The sequence below is a fragment of the Janthinobacterium sp. GMG2 genome (assembly GCF_033949445.1).
Classification (GTDB): Bacteria; Pseudomonadota; Gammaproteobacteria; order Burkholderiales; family Burkholderiaceae_D; genus Janthinobacterium; species Janthinobacterium aestuarii.
The window spans coordinates 161,231-177,567 of sequence record NZ_JAXAWA010000002.1; the positions used below are offsets into that span (position 1 = coordinate 161,231).

Genomic DNA, 16,337 nt, shown 5'->3' on the forward strand with positions numbered 1-16,337 from the left:
CCTGATCGCGAAGCTGCAGCAATGCCTGGCCGAGTCCGAAGCTGCTGCCAGCAAAGACTGACGGCTCAGGCGGTTACCAGCTGTTTTTCCATCGCCACGCTGGCCAGGCTGATGCCGCTGGGATGCGCATACGCTTCCTCGCGCAAGGAGATAAATCCTGCGGCCCGGTAAAACGGCACAGCGTTCAGCGACGCGGACAGGTGCAAGCGCGCAATGCCGCGCCCGCGCGCCAGTTGCTCCAGCGCCGCCAGCAGCCGTTTGCCGATACCGAGTCCCGCGCGCGCGGGATCGACAAACACGGCATCGACTTCGTGTTTGTCTACGTCCAGCATGGCATAGCCGGCAATGGCCTCGCCCTGCATCGCCACGATACCGCCACCGGCAGCCAGCATGGCCGCATAAGCTGGCGGCACGAGCGAAGCCGTCCACACAGTAATTTGCTCCGGCGCATAATGCGTCGCGCAACTGACGCGCACGGCCACCGTGCGCAGGGCCCACAGGGCGTCGATATCAAGGGGCAGGGCGGGGCGCAGGGTGATGGGCATGGAAGCTTCCGGGGCAAAAGAAACATGCTAGCGCAATGGCTTGCATCACGCCAGCATGAGCTTATTCAGCTGTCACTGCGCTGGCTTGTCCGGATCGATGTAGTACGAACCCGGCGGCGCACCCGGCACTTTCACCCGGAACTTTAGGCCGGACAACAGCTTGTCCCACAATGCAATCGCTTCCTCGTCAGTCAGCGACGATGCTTCGGCTGCGCCGACCATGTTGTGGGCGACTTTGGTGTACATGGATGCTTCCAGCACCGATGGATAGGCGATATCGCGCGGCGTACCCACCAGTGTCCATTCAAAATCATGCACGCCATCGGTACGCCGTATCAACGATTCCTCACCATGCCAGTGCTGCACGTCACGCTTGCCTTCGCGTAGCAGCGTGCGAGCAGGATAATTCTTGCCTTGTTGATCTTTCGCCTGCTGGATGCGGGCAAGTAATGATAATTCCCCACGTACTTTTGCATCATATTCAGCAGGAGGATAGTCGCCGTAAGCGTCCTTATTTGAAGTAATGGAAAATGTCACATCCGGGAAACTAGGAAAATATAAGCCGGCATCTGCCATCTCTTGATCATTATAATTTTTGTCGCTCATGAAGCCACCTCCTAAGCAATGGCCGGGTTCTGCAGGGATTTCATTTTTTCCGCGCAGACGTAAACTATTTGCCCGTGCTAACTGTATAGCAGTCGCACTTGTAATCGTTCCACCTTTTGGAATCGATCCGCTAAGGATAAATGTAATATCTTCTTTGTTGACATACGTTCTGAAAAAAACATCGCCATCTTCTTTGGAGAATTTATTTTCAAAGTAGTGGAATTGCCAGCTGTTTTCTAAGGGGCCTTTTCCGTTGTATATAATTTCAGAGGATGAATCATTGGTCTTTATTTTTCTTATATCCTCAGCTATTTTTTCATCTTTTGCGATGATTCCTCCTTTTATGATATCAATTCTTGAAGGGGCTGATGTGTTGCCATGTATCAATTCTGCCTCTTGTGGGACTTTAATCGCATAACGTCCGAAACATACAATTTTTGTTTTTATAAAGAGCACGTCAAGACGTTTGCTAATTTTTAAGTTGTCAGACATATTGCTTTCCTTATTTGTATTTTTTTGTGAACATGCTGAAATAAATGTCATTATAACAAGTGCGATTATTGAAAATTTCCCACTGTTGGTTTTATTATTCATGATTTAATCCAATTTGCTTTTTTTGCAATTTGTACGATGGAATACAGCATGGATGCCAGTACATTCGGGTCGGCGTAACTATTTTGGTGTTCATAGCTGGTCGCTTCCGTCGTGCCGTGTACGAATAATGTACCCGTGATGTGTTGGGCAGAACGATCTGATGGTACGGTTCCATCTCCGCGTGCATTAGCTGGCTGTAGCTTTAACTTCAAGAATTTTCCACCAGCTTGGACAAGGAGTTGGCCCTTGCTATCATCTTCAAGTAATTTCCATTTTTCTGGTAGCGGCTCGAATTTATTCCAGGGATCATTAGAGCCACTGTGAAGGCCCTCAATTAATTTAAATACGACATCTCCATAACTTAAAAAATTTCTCGAGGCACAATAGCTTGCATAAGTGTTTGGATGAAACGTTTTTTCTATGGATGATAGAAATTCTGTAGCTAATTTTAATCGACGCATTACCATTTCAAGGCCGCCACCTTTATCGTGCGGAATGCGTGCCGGATTTACCCAATTTGGATTGATTAGTCGCCACCATGCACTGGCTGGCTGAAGGTAAATGCTTTCCAATGCAGTAGTTTTATCGCGAGGCCAGCTCCATAAAATTTTATCCTGTGCATCTACGATTTTCAGCCAATTCTGGCCATATGCCGGACCAGGCATCATTTCCAGTGGCGCCGGTGCATTTGCTAGAATGGCGGTGGCATGCATACCGTCGATGCCTAGAACGCGGGCCTCTATTTCGGCTATGGAGCCTTCCCTTTCCTGAAAACCAAAACGCATGCGTTTATATGCCCCTGCGGCTCCAATGGTTGGCATCACGTTGTGATAAATTCCGAGAATTTTTACATCCTTATCGTCAAGCATATTTCCATAGCAGGGGTGTATCAACGCCCTGGCCAGCAAACCACCCATGCTGTGTGTGACTAGAATGACTTCACTACATTTGAATCCGCGTTTTTTGTAGCCGTCGACAAGGCCTCGTAGTCTCTCTGCAATGATGATGGCAGATACGCCATTGCTATTGATAAAGTTATAACCCATTGCGTGCACTGGATACCAACAAGGTGAAATTTTCTTTAAGTCATTGACATTAATGGCCTTGCCAGATGACGCGCCAAAAGTTGTTGGGTCTTGCATTAGCATGGCACCAAGGCCACTTGTCCTGCGCCAGAACGGATGTGCTTCTCCGTTGGAAATCATATTGTTTAGATGCTGTTCTGTGGTGCGCAACATGGTTCCGTATGCACCGTCGAAAAGCACCTCACTCCACCCGCGCCAGCGTGCTATTTGCGCGGGACTTTGGCGAGCGCGTGCTTGAGCTTGCAAAGGTCCCGTTGTTGGAGGTATTCCGTAGGATCCAATTAAGGGTGGGATGGGGGTAATGCTGTCGGGAACATTTTGATGTCGTGCATCTGCAGCCTTGGTTTCCACGCCATCCGGATCGAAACGGTTGTTGCTCTCCGTATAGTGGTAGTACTCGACTTCTGTTTCAGTGGGGTCAAACACCAATTGACGCTGCCGTGGCGACGCATCTTTGAACCAGCCACCCAAGCCATTACCTGTGAGTACAGCGGTCTTGCCTCCCGCGCCCATCATATCGTCTGGCCGCCAGGCCCGATTGTCTGGACGGCGCAATTCTTCCTGGCGAACCTTGCTCATCCTTAGATTGCTGCCCATCACGCCTGGTAAGAAAATGACTGGAATTACTTTGCCTGGTGGTAGGGTGACGTCATGTCGCGCGGTATCTTTTGTTTCCGTCATCAAGACGGCGAGTTCCGCCCAGCCTCCCACGCCTTGACTAAACTTCTCAGGATGATTGCCGCGGTTATTCAAGTCATCACATTTGCTCATGGCAGTTCTCCCTTATAGCGAATGATGTAGCTATCCATGCCGGTGGATTTTTGTAATTGCGTGGAACCGTCTTCCGTGCTTTTGCCGGCCATGTTGCCGTCATCGCGCAGGATTTCAAAAGCAATGCCAACGGCCGGCGTATCGTCGGCATTCACTAGCAAGACCTCCTGATCAAAACTGCTGTGTGGCCGCTCATTAAATTCCTGCGACACGCTCTTCGGCGCCAAGGTTTCCAAGTTGCCGTTGAAGAGCACGGGGGAAGAGGTGAAGAACTGCACCTTGTCGCTGATTTCCAGCATGTGGTTGGCGCCGTGCAGGCGTACGCCTTTCTTGCCCTTGATGTTGACCCAGTCCGCTTCGCTGATCAGCGACAGGACTTTCTGGGCGAGGATTTCCACCTCGTCGCTATGGGCCTGGATGGACACCTTGCCGCTGGCGGCAATCAGTTTCATGCCGGCCTTGTGCACGAACAGGCTGAAGGTCTTGGCGATGCTGGCAAACATGCTGTCGCCGCTGGCGAGTGAAATATGCTTGCTGCTGGTGAGCGCCACATGCTCGCTGGCGGCCAGGTGCATGGACTGGGCCGTGCTCAGCTCGATGCCGGCGGGACTGGCCAGCAGCAAATGCGGTTCGGACAGCTCCGGGAAATCGCCACCGGTACCCTTGATGGCGGCGTTTTGCCGCTGGATGGATTCAGCGACGGCGCCCTGTTGTGCTGCGCTGTCTTGCGCACCCGCGTCGATGGCCATGCCGGCCAAGCCCTGCTGCAGTTGGCGTGCCTGCGCCAGGCGGGCCTGTGTTTCGTCGAGCTGTTTGACTGATCCCGTTCCTGTTGATGTTTCTGTGGTGATCAGCATGCCTTTGGCTGCGCGCAGGGCGCCCCAGGCGCTGCTGGCCAATTCAAAGCCCACACCGCGCGCTTCCCTGCGGCCGGCGTTGTCGTCGATGCGGGTGATGTTGCCCAGTGAAAGGCGGCTATCCTGGTGCTCGCTGCGCAGCTGCGCCTGGATCGCGCCCTTGGTATCGTCGAGTACAAGGTGGTTGGCGCTGCGGGCGCCCAGTTCGCGGCTGCGCAAGCCGGACAGGGCGCGTTGCTGCGGCAGTTGCCAAGGCGGTGGATTGGCGCTGTTGTAGACCACGCCAATGACGATCGGATGGTCGATATTGCCGTCCTGGAATTGCACGACGACTTCCTGGCCCACGCGCGGCAGGGCGATTTGTCCCATCTGCGGACCCGCCATCGGCATCATGACCCGTATCCAAGGCGAGCTGCGCTCATCGAATTCACCGAGGCGGTCCCAGTGAAATTGCAGGTGGATGCGTCCCAGTGCATCGGTATGGATTTCCTCTCCGGCCGGCCCGACGACCAGCGCCGTCTGCACCCCGGCAACCACGCACGGCGTGCTGTTGTAGCCACGGCCCGGGCGCCAGCGGATGTCCCGGCGCACGCACAGCATATTGTTGACATAGTGGGACTGTGCGTTCAGGTCGACCTGGTAATTATTGCTGGCGCGATGCTCGACTGACAGGATCAGGTATTCGCGTTCGGCAATACTGTCCGGGCGCTCCTGGCCCGGCTGATAGCGTTTTTCCTCGGCGCTGAAATGGCCATCGAGCCGGAAACAAAGGCCTGGCTGCGCGCCACGGTGATTGCCGGCCGCCTCGAAATACTGGCGCAAATGGTCGCTTTCTTCCATGCGGCGCTGTGCCAGAGACGCCCCATCATCGACATTCTTATAACCGTAGGCGCCCGTGTTTTCGTACAGTTCGTGGGCAAATACATCACCCTGGCGATTCAGGGAGTAGCCGCTGGCAAGGCGTGGCTGGGGGTTTTTATAGTCGAAACTGGCCAAGGTGAGTTGCCCGGAGCCGATCCGGCGCACGGCTTGCCACTGTTGCAAGCCATCGTCTTCCATGGAGCCCGATTCGGAGTGGAAACGCATGGCGCCGTCGCCCGACGCCGTGGCGATCATGTCCGCCAGGGTGCTGTTGTCCGCGAGCCACAAGGTATGGCCATCGGCGCGGTGCTCGTACCAGTAATGCCAGCCCAGCGCCTCCCAGCGCCGGTGCAGGTGGTTGTAGTCGGTTTCATTGTGCTGGTTGGCGCAGGTGATCTGCGGATCGTCGCCATGGATGCTGGTTTTCCAGTCGCGCTGCTCGTAGTGGGCAAACGTCGTTTCGGTCAGCTGCATTACGCTTTGGCCATGAAAGGACACATTGTCCTGGCGCAGCCTGGCGAAGGCCAGCCATGGTTGCAGCACCATCCGGTACCACGCAAAGCCGCCATCGGCGCGCAGCAGGCAAAACTCGCCCACATAGCCGTTAAAGTAGCGCAGCGTACCCTCGTCGCGCACCATGGAAATGGTCACCATGCGGCCCATCATGGCCTTGAGCGCAATATGCGCATCATCGGACAGTAATTCGGCCTCGAAACGGAAGTCGCGCGACACTTCCTCCCTGGCGGTCAGCGAATTGACCAGCAGGATGGCGCCGGCAGGCCCATCTTCATGGGGAAAGTCGATCTTCAACAGGCGCCGTTCTTGCGCGGCGAGGTCGAAGGCCGACAGTGCCGCCTGGATGTTTGCATGCATGGCCTGCCTCCGTTACAGGGATGTGATCAGGTGGGCGCCACAGGCGGTGACGTCGCCGTCATAGGCGTACGGCTTGCCCATGTGTTTTGCGCCGGCGCCATCGGGCGTGATCGGGAAGTTGCCCTTGCACTTGGGGCAGAAGGTGGTGTCATCGGCCAGCGCCGCCGTCTTCCCCATCACGGTGCTGCCTGATGAGGCGCTGGTGACCTTGCCGCCGTGATCGGTTGCGTCTCCGAGCCGGATGACGCCGCGTCCCGCATGTTTCATGCTTGCCTCGCTTTCCAGTGATGGGCTGCTCAGGTCAGTTGCAGCAGATAACGCACTTCGGCGCCGCGTACCTTGCCTGGTGTTGTCTGCAAGAACGTCGTCCAGCCAAGCAGCCGTCTTTCTGACGGGTTGGAGCTCAGCAGCAGGGGAGTAATGCATGGCGGACTCAATATCAGCCGCACTTCATATTGCAAGTCTGGTACGCCAAACAGCGCCAGCATCTTTGCCAGTGCCGCCGCGCCTGTACTGCGCGGCAGGAAGCGTTGCAGGCCGGCGGGATCCAGCGGGCCGATATGCAGGCAGACGCGCATGTCCTGACGCCAAAGCCGCAGGCCAAGCGTTGCGCCGCGTGCCAAGGTAAAGTTGACACTGCGCAGCAGGCTGCGCCGGTTTTTTTCCAGATAGTCCCAGCCACCGACAAATTGTTGCACGGTGACGGGGACGCCGCAGTACTCGGCCAGCACGGGGCCAATCGCCTGCGCGGAGACGGGGCGGCAGCGCAGCAGACCCGCATACCAGGCCGCGACTTCCTGCGTCACGGCGTCAGCTTCGCCGCTCGACGGCAGCGCACCGCGCCGCACGCCGGCCAGTGCCGTCAGCAAAGGCAGTTGTACATCCCTTGCCTGGGTCTGGAGCGTGGATTCCAGTCGATACTTTTCCCATGCCAGGTAATACAGCGTGAGCATGCGGTGCGAAAAGATATCGAGGAAGGCCGAGACGCCAGCATCTTTGCTCGAAAAACGGTAGGCGGCGATGCGTTCAGAGTGGTGCAAGGGCAAGGTGCCGCCGACGCCGAGAAAACGCATGAACGTCGGCGTCAGGGTCAGTTGTTCATTGCCGTCGAGCGATAGCTGTTCGATTTCACTGGGGGGAAAACTCAAGGACAAGCTGTTCTTGAAGCGCAACACCTGGCCGAAGGCTTGCGCATGGGACACGTTCTGCTCGCGTAGCCAGCACAGCAGAATTCGCACCGCCTGCACGAACTGGTAGCGGTACGGTTCGGCCAGCAAGTGTTGTACTACACCAGATTCTGCAGTCCGCTTCTTGGTTTGCATCGGATCAGCTCCTCTCCGCTTTGCCCTGACAGCACCACCAGTTCGATGAAACTGTTGATTTGCACATACAGCCCAAGAAAGTGATCGATCACCTGCACAAACAGGTGCATGCTGCTGCCGACGAACGCTTCTTCGTCCAGCGTGATGCGCACCTCCACGCCATGCGCCAGCGAGGTACCGCGCTTGTGCCGCAGCCATGCCGTGGCCGGCGAGTGCGCGAGCGCGACGATGCCGCCGATCTGGCGTTGCGAGCTTGCCGATTGAGACAGGTCATACAGTGTCAGCATTTCACGCAGTGCTGGCAGGCCTTCCTGAACCAGCGCGTGATGATTCAGCGTCAAGTGCGAAATCAGCCGCCAATGCAGGCCCGCGCCCGGTGAAAAGCATCGCGGCTGGCTGGGGCGTCGCAGCATGTGCAGTGCAGGTCCGCCGCCGCACGGTTGCAAGTCTCCTTGCGGCTGGCCGTATTTGAGCGACAGTGGAAGGTCGCGGTTACTGCAGGTCAGCGACAGCGACAAGCTGGCTTTTTCGTTGATCAAGGGATTGAAGTCACTATCGACCAGCGTGATTTTCTTTTCGTGGCCAGGACTTTTCATGGCCAAAGCCATGTCGTGGCGCACGATCCAGTAATGGCCTTGTTGCGCCGCGCCCTCGCCATGGCGCAGGCTGTACAGCGGGCGAAATTCGGTCAGCGTGCTTTCGCCTCCCCGTTGGCGCAGCAAACGCACGGCATCGACAGTGACGACTTCGTAACCATGGGCATGGGTAGCATGGGCCAGTACGGAATAGTCGATTTTTTGCCGGGTGATGGCGATCGGCACGCCTTCCTGGCGGAAGAGGTTGACCGCCGGACTGCAGCCCAGCCTTAAGTTGTCGCTGGAAATACTGGACAACATGCGCGCCGCAGCGCAATCGGAGCGCAAACCGGCCATGCACAGATGCAGGGTAAAGCGCTGGCAACCAGGCGGCAGGGCAGCGCTCAGCGCCGCGATATCGATGTCGAAGAAATTGAATTTTTCCGGATACGCAAAATACTCGCTCAGGATGCGGTAGGCCGGTTGCGAACGGGCACCGAAAGGTATCAAGGCATCCGTGTCGGCGAAGCCGACGGGCGCCAGGGGGACGGCGGGCAGGGCCATCCACTGCGCCGCGTCGATCGACACAAAAGCGCAGACTGCATGCATGAACAGGGCATCGCGCAAGGCGGCGGAAAAAGAAGCTTCGCCATCGATGAAGATGCGCAGTGATGCGGGCGCCGCATCGAGATGCCGGATGCCGATGTTCAGCGAGGAACTGGCTGATGCTGGCAGGCGTACGCCTGGCGGCGGCTTGATCATCGCATCGAAAACCGCGCTTTCCAGTACCGATGCTCCGGTCGTCATGTCGTAGACCGTCTTGAAGCGGCAGCGCACGCCACGCACAGGCATTGCGTCCATTTCACTGCCAGCCGGCAGGTGCATTACACCCGCTCCAGCCTCTGGGACAGACTGATGGACGATGGTGGACGATGGGAAGGGGCGCAGATAATGTGGAAACAGGGCTTCGAACAGGGCTTCGGTAAATTGCGGGTAGTCGTCATCGAGCCGTTTCGAGATGCGTGCCGCCAGCATGGCCACCGATTCGATCAAGTGTTCGACGTGCGGATCCTCGCAAGACTCGCCGGACATGTGCAATTTGCCGGCGATTCTCGGATAGCGCTCGGAGAACTCACGGCAATGCCGCCTTAGCATCACCAGCTCGCGTTCGAAATACGGCAGCAAGTCCTCCATCTCTCTTTTCCTGTGTCTTCGCGGCGGAATGGTCAGTATCCGAGCGTTTGCTCCAAGGTAAATTGCGTTTGCGCAATAATTGAACAGGGTTGCTGCGCAACATCAAGGACTTTCAAACTGGCAACATCAGACTGGCAAGGCAGCATGATTCCAACCGCCAACATGGAGAACGCCATGACATTGCCATCCAAATTACTGTGGTCCGAGGGGCTGGCCATCGGCCCCCAGCAATTCCAGCAGCTGGACCGCTACCATGAAGCGCGCCTGCAGCGTCTGGCTTCACTCATCAATCCACATCTATGGGGTGTGCACGGCGTCAGCTGGAATGTGGATGCACTGGCCAACAATAGCCTGCGGGCGGACGCCATGTCGCTCGTCTTTCAGGATGGAGAATTCTTTGAGGCGCCGCTTGGCGATGTATTGCCCAGTGCGGTTGACCTGTCCAAGCTGCCTTCCAGTGAACATAGTTTCACTTTTTACGCCGCGTTGCCGACGCTGCAGGCACACGGCGGCAATGTGAGTTCTGCCGGCGCGCGCTATGTCCAGGCGGATATCGAAACCCCGGATCTGTACAGCGAGGCAGTCAGCATCGATGTGGCTTACCTGAAGAAGCGCGTGTATCTGCTGTCGCAACTGGATCCGCTCCATGATTATCTTGCCATCCCGGTGATCCGTTTGTACCGCGCTGGCAATGGCAGCTTTGAAATCGATGCCTCCTTCATTCCGCCTGGCCTGACCATCTGCGCCGAGTCTTCGCTGCAGAAAATGCTCGATTCGCTGATCGACCGCATGGGCGCGAAAATCGAGGCGCTGTACAGCCGCCACCGTCAACCCGGTAACAATACGGTTGAATTTCATGGCGGGGATGTGTCCTCATTCTGGATGCTCAATACATTGAGCACGGCCAGCGCCACGCTCAGCCATTGCGCCAGTTACCGGCGCCACCATCCCATGTATTTGTTTGAAAAATTGATGGCATTGGCCGGCGGCTTGATGACGTTCTCGAAAAAGTACACGCTGAGCGACTTGCCGGCGTATTGTCACGATGACGCGGCTCCCGGTTTCGGCAAGCTCGATGGCATCATTCGCGACTTGATCGATACGGTGCTCCTGTCGCGTTACTTCCCGATTCCACTGTCCAACGACACGCAACAAAACACCCACTATCACGGTTTGCTCGATGCCAAGCGGATTGACCGTCAGACTGAACTCTGCCTTGCGGTCAACGCCGATATGCCGGCGTTGGAACTGGTTGCCACGGTGCCGTTGCAGTTCAAGATATCGTCTCCGGACAATATCGAACTATTACTGGGCCGGGCATTGCCGGGTGCCGAGCTGCGGCATATGGCCCAGGTTCCTGCTGAAGTACCCGTGCGGCCCAATACGTATTACTTTTCGATCGATAACAAAGGCAGTATTTATGACAGCATGATCAAGGCACAGGCGATTGCGATTTATGTGCCGTCTGGCATAAAAGGGCTGAAGCTGGAATTGTTCGGCATCAGCGGCACCGCCGCGTAACGATAGTTGACGTGGCGGGTGCTTGTCTTGTCAAAAGATTGCCCTAAGCAATAGACTTGCCCCGGCAGTTGACGTTATCATGTTTTTGTAAGTGTCGGTCGCTGAGCAGTCAGCGCAATGGTGAAACATGGTGACAGCGAGAGTGAGCATGGGCATGGCGAATGATGCGTGATGTGCCTGGCGGCGGGATGGGCAGGGCAGCGGTGCGCCGCTGCGGCCGCGCATTGCTGCTGGCGTTGTGTGTTGCCGCGGCCCCTGCGGCCATGCCGGCTGCGCCGCCGCACCAGGGACAGCGCGTGCTGTTCCTCAACGCCTACGATTACGGCCGCGCCGGCGTGGAATCGTACACGCGCACTTACGTGGCCGCCATGGCCGCAGCGGGCCTGGCCAGCGAAGACATCATGGTCGAGCACCTGAACCTCAATACCCAGGGCGACCCGGCGCTACGCAATGAGATGCGTGATTTGTTGCTTTTAAGATACACCCAGATGATGGGGCGCAAGGCTGACCTGATCGTTGCCATGCAGCAGCCGGCGCTCGATTTTTTGCTGTCGGACCTGGCACCGCTGGCGCGCGGCGTGCCCGTGCTGGCGATTAACACCTCGGGCAAGGCCTTGCCGGTAGGCAGCCCGCTGGCCATCTGGCAGCAAAAGGCGAACGTCGATTTTCCTGGCACCCTGGCGCAAGCGATGGCGCTGTTCCCGGAGACCAAAACCATCGTCATGGCCGTCGGCGCCAGCGAAGCCGACCAGGCCTTGAAGCGCAGCATGCAGCAGGCGGCGCAGGCGTGGCAGGGTATCGTTTTCATGGAGTATCTCGACGGCCTGACCCTGGCGCAGATGCGCGCGAAGGTGGCGCGCCTGCCCGCAGATACGCTGCTGGTGACGGGCAATGTCAACCGCGACGTGGACGGCGCCATCGCCACCCCCGTGCAGTTTGCCGGGGAACTGGCGCGGCTGGCGAACGTGCCCGCCTTCGGCATGTACAACACAAACGTGGGCAAGGGCATCCTCGGCGGCTCCATCCTGCACATCGAAGGGGCCGCGCAGCAGGTGGCGCAGATGTCGCTGGCCGTGTTGGCCGGCAAGGCGCCAGCCGCACCGGGCGCCTTGCTACCGCCGGTCCGTCCCGTGCCCATGTATGACTGGGAGCAGCTGCAGCGCTGGGATGCCGACATCAGCCGGCTGCCGCCGAACACCCTGTTCTTCAACCGTCCGCCGCAGCTGTGGCACGAGCACCGCGCGGCCGTGCTGTCGGCTGGCGCCGTGTTTCTCGCCATGGCGTGCATGCTGAGCGCCTTGCTGCTGCAGCGCCGTCGCTTGCGCCGCGCCGAGGGCGATGCGCGCGAAAGCGAGCAGCGTTTCCGCATCCTCGTCGAGCATGCGCCCGAAGCCATCGTCGTGTATGACCTGGACCTGGACCGTTTTATCGACGCCAACAGCAGCGCGCAGCGCATGCTGGGCATGTCGCGCGAAGCGCTGCTGGCGCGCGGGCCGTTCGACCTGTACACGGGCGAGCAGCCCGATGGTCTGCCGCTGGGACTGATGATGGAAGAGCATCTGCGCCGCGCCATGCTCGGTGAACCCATCCTGGTCGAGCGCAATGTGCGGCGCGCCGACGGCAGCATCTTCCCTTGCGAAGTGCGGCTGGTGCGCTTGCCGATGGAAGGGCGGCGCCTGGTGCGCAGCGGTATCGTCGACATTTCCGAGCGCAAGCAAAGCGAGCAGGAACTGCTCGGCTACCGCGACCACCTGGAGGAACTGGTGCAGCAGCGTACGGCCGCCCTGTCGGTGGCAGTCACCGAGGCCGAATCGGCGAACCGCGCGAAAAGCGTCTTCCTGGCCAACATGAGCCACGAGTTGCGCACGCCCTTGAATTCCGTGATCGGCTTTTCGCAGATGATGGCCGATTCGAGCAGCATGTTCGAGGAAGAAAAGCATAACCTGGCCATCATCAACCGCGCCGGCCACCATTTGCTCACCTTGATCAACGACATCCTTGAATTGTCGAAAATCGAGGCGGGCCGCATGCAGCTGCAAGCGGGGCCCGTGGACTTGAACGGTTTGCTCGACGAAGTGCTCGAGATGGTGCGCATGCGGTCGAGCGACCAGGGCATCGCGCTGCGGCTCGAACGTGCCGGCGTGCCGCCGCTGGTGCGCCTCGATGGCGCCAAGCTGCGCCAGGTGCTGCTCAATTTGCTGTCGAACGCGCTCAAGTTCATCAAGCAGGGCAGCGTGACCCTGTCGCTGGCCTGCCATGCGGAGGACGATGGGCAAGTGGCGCTGGCCTTTGCCGTGCGCGATACGGGCAGCGGCATCGCGGAAGAAGACCTGGAGCGCATCTTTGAACCGTTCGTGCAGGCCGACAGCGCCGTGGCGCAGGCCGGCACGGGACTGGGGCTGACCATTTCGCGCGAATTCGTGCGCCTGATGGGCGGCGAGCTGCGCGTCGAATCGACCTTGGGGACCGGCTCCATGTTTCATTTCGACTTACGCGCGCCCTGCGTACAGTGCCCGGCCGTCGCGCCGCTGGCGCCGGGCCGCGTGGCGCGCCTGCCAGCGGCGCAGCGCGGGCGCACGGTGCTGCTGGTCGACGATGACGACAACTGCCGCAAGCTGCTGACCGGCTTGCTGGAGCCGCTGGGTTTCCAGCTGCAGGAGGCGGCGGGCGGCGTGCAGGCGCAAGCCATGCTGGCGGCGCAGCGCTACGACATCGTGCTCAGCGACTGGCGCATGCCGGACATGGACGGCCTGGCGCTGACGCGCTGGCTGCGCGCGCAGCCAGCGCTGGTGCAGCCGCGCCTGGTGATCATGACCGCCTCCGCCTTCGAGGAAGAAAAGCAGGAGGCGCTGGCGGCCGGCGCCGACGGCTTCCTGCGCAAGCCGATCGAGCAGGAACACCTGTTCGCCATGCTGGAGCAGCAGCTGGGCGTGCGCTTCCAGCGCACCGGCGCCGTGCCGCCGCGCGTGCCGGTCGCGCCATTTGACCTGCGGCAGTCGCTGGGCCAGTTGGGCGCGGACGAGCGCCAGGCGCTGCTCGCATCCGTGCAAGCCCTCGATTTGCGGCGCAGCGCCATCGTACTGGCCGGCGTGGCGACCAGCCTGCCGCAGCTGGCCGCGCACATCGCCGCCATGCTGGAGCAGCATCAATACCAGCCGCTGTGCGCCTTGCTGGCGCAGCTGGCCAGCGAGCCGCAGGGCGAAGACGCATGACGCTTCACCCATCCAAGGGCGCGCGCCTGGGCGGCGTGTCCATCGTGCTGGCCGTCAGCGTGGCGCTGACCTTTGTCGTCACCGCGCTGCTGCTGGTGTTTGCCGTGCTGTTTTACCAGTCCGAACGCGAGCAGCGCTGGCAGCAGCTGCAGCGCAGCCTGTCCGTCAGCGCGGACCAGCTGGCCGTGGCCATCGAACTGCCCTTGTGGAATCTCGATGAAAAGCAGATGCAGGCCATCATGCGCAGCATGCTGGGCAAGCGCGACCTGGTGGCCAGCTCGCTGACGCCGGGCATCGGCAAGGAAGCGCTGGTCCTGCGCCGTACCGCGGACGGCGCCATCGGCAGCTTTTCCTCGCTGTCCGCGGAGCCGGACTGGCTGGTGCAGCGGCGCCCCGTGACGATGGGCGGGCAAGTCATCGGCAGCGTGGCCGTGTATGCGACGCCTGCCCTGCTGCATGCGCAGTTGAGGCAACGCGCGCTGGGCATCGGCGCCATGATCGTGGCGCTCGATGTGATCCTCGTGGCCAGCATCTGGCTGCTCATGTGGTGCCTGATGCTCAAACCCCTGAAGGCGATCGGCCAGTATGCGGCCGGCATCCAGGCAGGGCAGGGCGAAGCGTTCGGCACGCCGCCGAAAGCGTGGTTCCTGGGCGAGCTGCGTACGCTGTACCGTTCCATCCGCGACATGGTGGCGCTGCTCGACAGCCGCTACCGCGCCTTGCAGCGCAGCGAGGAGCGCGTGCAGATGGCCACGGGCGCGGCCAGCATCGGCATCTGGGACTGGAACGTGATCAACGGCGCCTTGCAGTGGGACGAGCAGATGTACGCGCAGTTCAGGGCCGATGCGGACAGCGGCACGGCGCCGGCGGCGATCTGGCGTGCGGCGTTGATGCCCGACGACGTGCCGGCCGCCAAGGAGGCCCTGCGCGCCGCGCTGGGCGCCGGCCAGGCGTTCACGCACGAATACCGCATCCTGTGGCCCGATGGCGCCATCCGCTACATCAAGGTCGACGCCGTGATCTTCCGCGACGGGCAGGGCCTGCCCATGCGCCTGGTGGGCTCGAACTACGACATCACGGCGCACCGCGAGGCCGAACTGGAACTGCTGCGCCACCGCCATCACCTGGAAGAACTGGTGGCCGAGCGCACGAGCGCCCTGTCGGTGGCCGTCAGCCAGGCGCAGGCGGCGAACCGCGCCAAGAGCACCTTCCTGGCGAACATGAGCCATGAACTGCGCACGCCCTTGAATTCCGTGATCGGCTTTTCGCGCCTGATGGCCGCCTCGCCCAATATGCACGACGATGAAAAGCGCAACCTGGCCATCATCCACCGCTCCGGCAATCATTTGCTTACCCTGATCAATGAAATCCTCGAACTGTCGAAGGGCGAGGCGGGGCGCCTGCAGGCGCAGACGGCCGTGGTGGCGCTGGCGCCCCTGTTGCAGGAAGTGATGGACATGCTGGGCATGCGCGCCGAGCAGCAGGGGCTGGCCCTGCGCCTCGATTGCGCGGGCCTGCCGGAGGCCGTGCTGCTCGACGCGACGCGCTTGCGCCAGGTGCTGCTGAACCTGATGTCGAACGCCGTCAAGTTTGCCGGCGGCGGCGAAGTCACCCTGCGCGTGCGCGGCGAGCGGCGCGATGGCGATCAATGGATGCTGTCGTTCGCCGTCAGCGACACGGGTATCGGCATCGCCCCGGAAGACCAGCAGCGCATTTTCGAGCCCTTCGTGCAGGCCGACAGCGCGGGACCGAAAGATGGCACGGGCCTGGGCCTGGCCATCTCGCGCGAATTCGTGCAGCTGATGGAAGGCGAACTGACGGTGGAATCGACGCCGGGGCAGGGCGCCGTCTTCAGCTTCAGCATTCCCGCGCAGGCGGCCGAGGCGCCGCTGCAGGTGCCCGTGCCGCAGCCCGTGTCGCCGGCGCCCGAGGCGCGGCCGGCACTGCGGGCGCAAGATTTGCTGCTGTTGACCGGGGAAGAGCGCGCCGCCTTGCTGGTGGCGCTGCGCGAATTGAACCTGGCCAGGGTGGCGCAGCTGCTGGCGGCCCTGCCCGCAGTGGCGGCGCCGTTGCTGGCGCCGCTGCAAGCCATGCTCGAGCAGCATCAGTACCGCCAGCTGTGCGACTTGCTGGAGAATGAAGGCGTGCTGGCGCACGCTTGAAAGTGTGGGCTGACAACATCGGATTCGCTGAAAAGAACGACTAAGTAGCGCCGATGGATGGTGCTAAATTGCAATAAAGATTATGATGATAGTACGTAGTTCATCGCAAAGAAATGTCTTGTCCAGCGTGGCAACCGACCGCCGCGCCTCATCCAAAGC

The 16,337-nt window shown here is 59.9% G+C and carries 10 protein-coding genes; 3 read left to right on the top strand and 7 right to left on the bottom strand.

What is annotated here, in order from left to right; genetic code table 11:
* Window positions 1-65 precede the first annotated feature (65 nt).
* The 7 genes from SKZ59_RS06745 to tssF all read right to left on the bottom strand — a co-directional run bounded on the left by SKZ59_RS06745 (window position 66) and on the right by tssF (window position 9,283).
* Window positions 66-545: a GNAT family N-acetyltransferase gene (locus tag SKZ59_RS06745; protein ID WP_319991170.1), complete on the bottom strand. Its 480-nt coding sequence runs from the start codon at window positions 543-545 to the stop codon at window positions 66-68.
* 72 nt (window positions 546-617) lie between these two features.
* Window positions 618-1,745: a T6SS immunity protein Tli4 family protein gene (locus SKZ59_RS06750; RefSeq protein WP_257620110.1), complete on the bottom strand. Its 1,128-nt coding sequence runs from the start codon at window positions 1,743-1,745 to the stop codon at window positions 618-620.
* Window positions 1,742-3,601: an esterase/lipase family protein gene (locus SKZ59_RS06755; protein WP_219327234.1), complete on the bottom strand. Its 1,860-nt coding sequence runs from the start codon at window positions 3,599-3,601 to the stop codon at window positions 1,742-1,744. The genes SKZ59_RS06750 and SKZ59_RS06755 overlap by 4 nt, the downstream gene beginning before the upstream one ends.
* On the bottom strand, window positions 3,598-6,192 hold the full coding sequence (locus tag SKZ59_RS06760) for a type VI secretion system Vgr family protein (protein ID WP_319991171.1): 2,595 nt from the start codon (window positions 6,190-6,192) through the stop codon (window positions 3,598-3,600). Before SKZ59_RS06760 ends, SKZ59_RS06755 begins: the two co-directional genes overlap by 4 nt.
* 12 nt (window positions 6,193-6,204) lie before the next feature.
* Window positions 6,205-6,459 carry a PAAR domain-containing protein gene (locus SKZ59_RS06765; RefSeq protein ID WP_046684079.1) on the bottom strand — a complete coding sequence of 85 codons (255 nt, stop codon included), beginning with the start codon at window positions 6,457-6,459 and terminating at the stop codon, window positions 6,205-6,207.
* Between the two features lie 29 nt (window positions 6,460-6,488).
* Window positions 6,489-7,514: a type VI secretion system baseplate subunit TssG gene (gene tssG / locus SKZ59_RS06770; protein ID WP_319991172.1), complete on the bottom strand. Its 1,026-nt coding sequence runs from the start codon at window positions 7,512-7,514 to the stop codon at window positions 6,489-6,491.
* A complete protein-coding gene (gene tssF / locus SKZ59_RS06775; RefSeq protein ID WP_319991173.1) occupies window positions 7,478-9,283 on the bottom strand; it encodes a type VI secretion system baseplate subunit TssF in 1,806 nt (601 codons plus the stop codon). The genes tssG and tssF overlap by 37 nt, the downstream gene beginning before the upstream one ends.
* 174 nt (window positions 9,284-9,457) lie before the next feature.
* Here tssF and tssK point away from each other — a divergent pair, with 174 nt between their 5' ends.
* From tssK to SKZ59_RS06790, 3 genes are all read left to right on the top strand, one after another.
* Window positions 9,458-10,804 (top strand): type VI secretion system baseplate subunit TssK, encoded by a 1,347-nt coding sequence (tssK, locus tag SKZ59_RS06780; RefSeq protein WP_319991174.1) that lies wholly within the window; start codon window positions 9,458-9,460, stop codon window positions 10,802-10,804.
* A gap of 161 nt (window positions 10,805-10,965) precedes the next feature.
* Window positions 10,966-14,016 (top strand): ATP-binding protein, encoded by a 3,051-nt coding sequence (locus SKZ59_RS06785; protein WP_319991175.1) that lies wholly within the window; start codon window positions 10,966-10,968, stop codon window positions 14,014-14,016.
* Window positions 14,013-16,178 carry a sensor histidine kinase gene (locus SKZ59_RS06790; RefSeq protein ID WP_319991176.1) on the top strand — a complete coding sequence of 722 codons (2,166 nt, stop codon included), beginning with the start codon at window positions 14,013-14,015 and terminating at the stop codon, window positions 16,176-16,178. The genes SKZ59_RS06785 and SKZ59_RS06790 overlap by 4 nt, the downstream gene beginning before the upstream one ends.
* Window positions 16,179-16,337 lie beyond the last annotated feature (159 nt).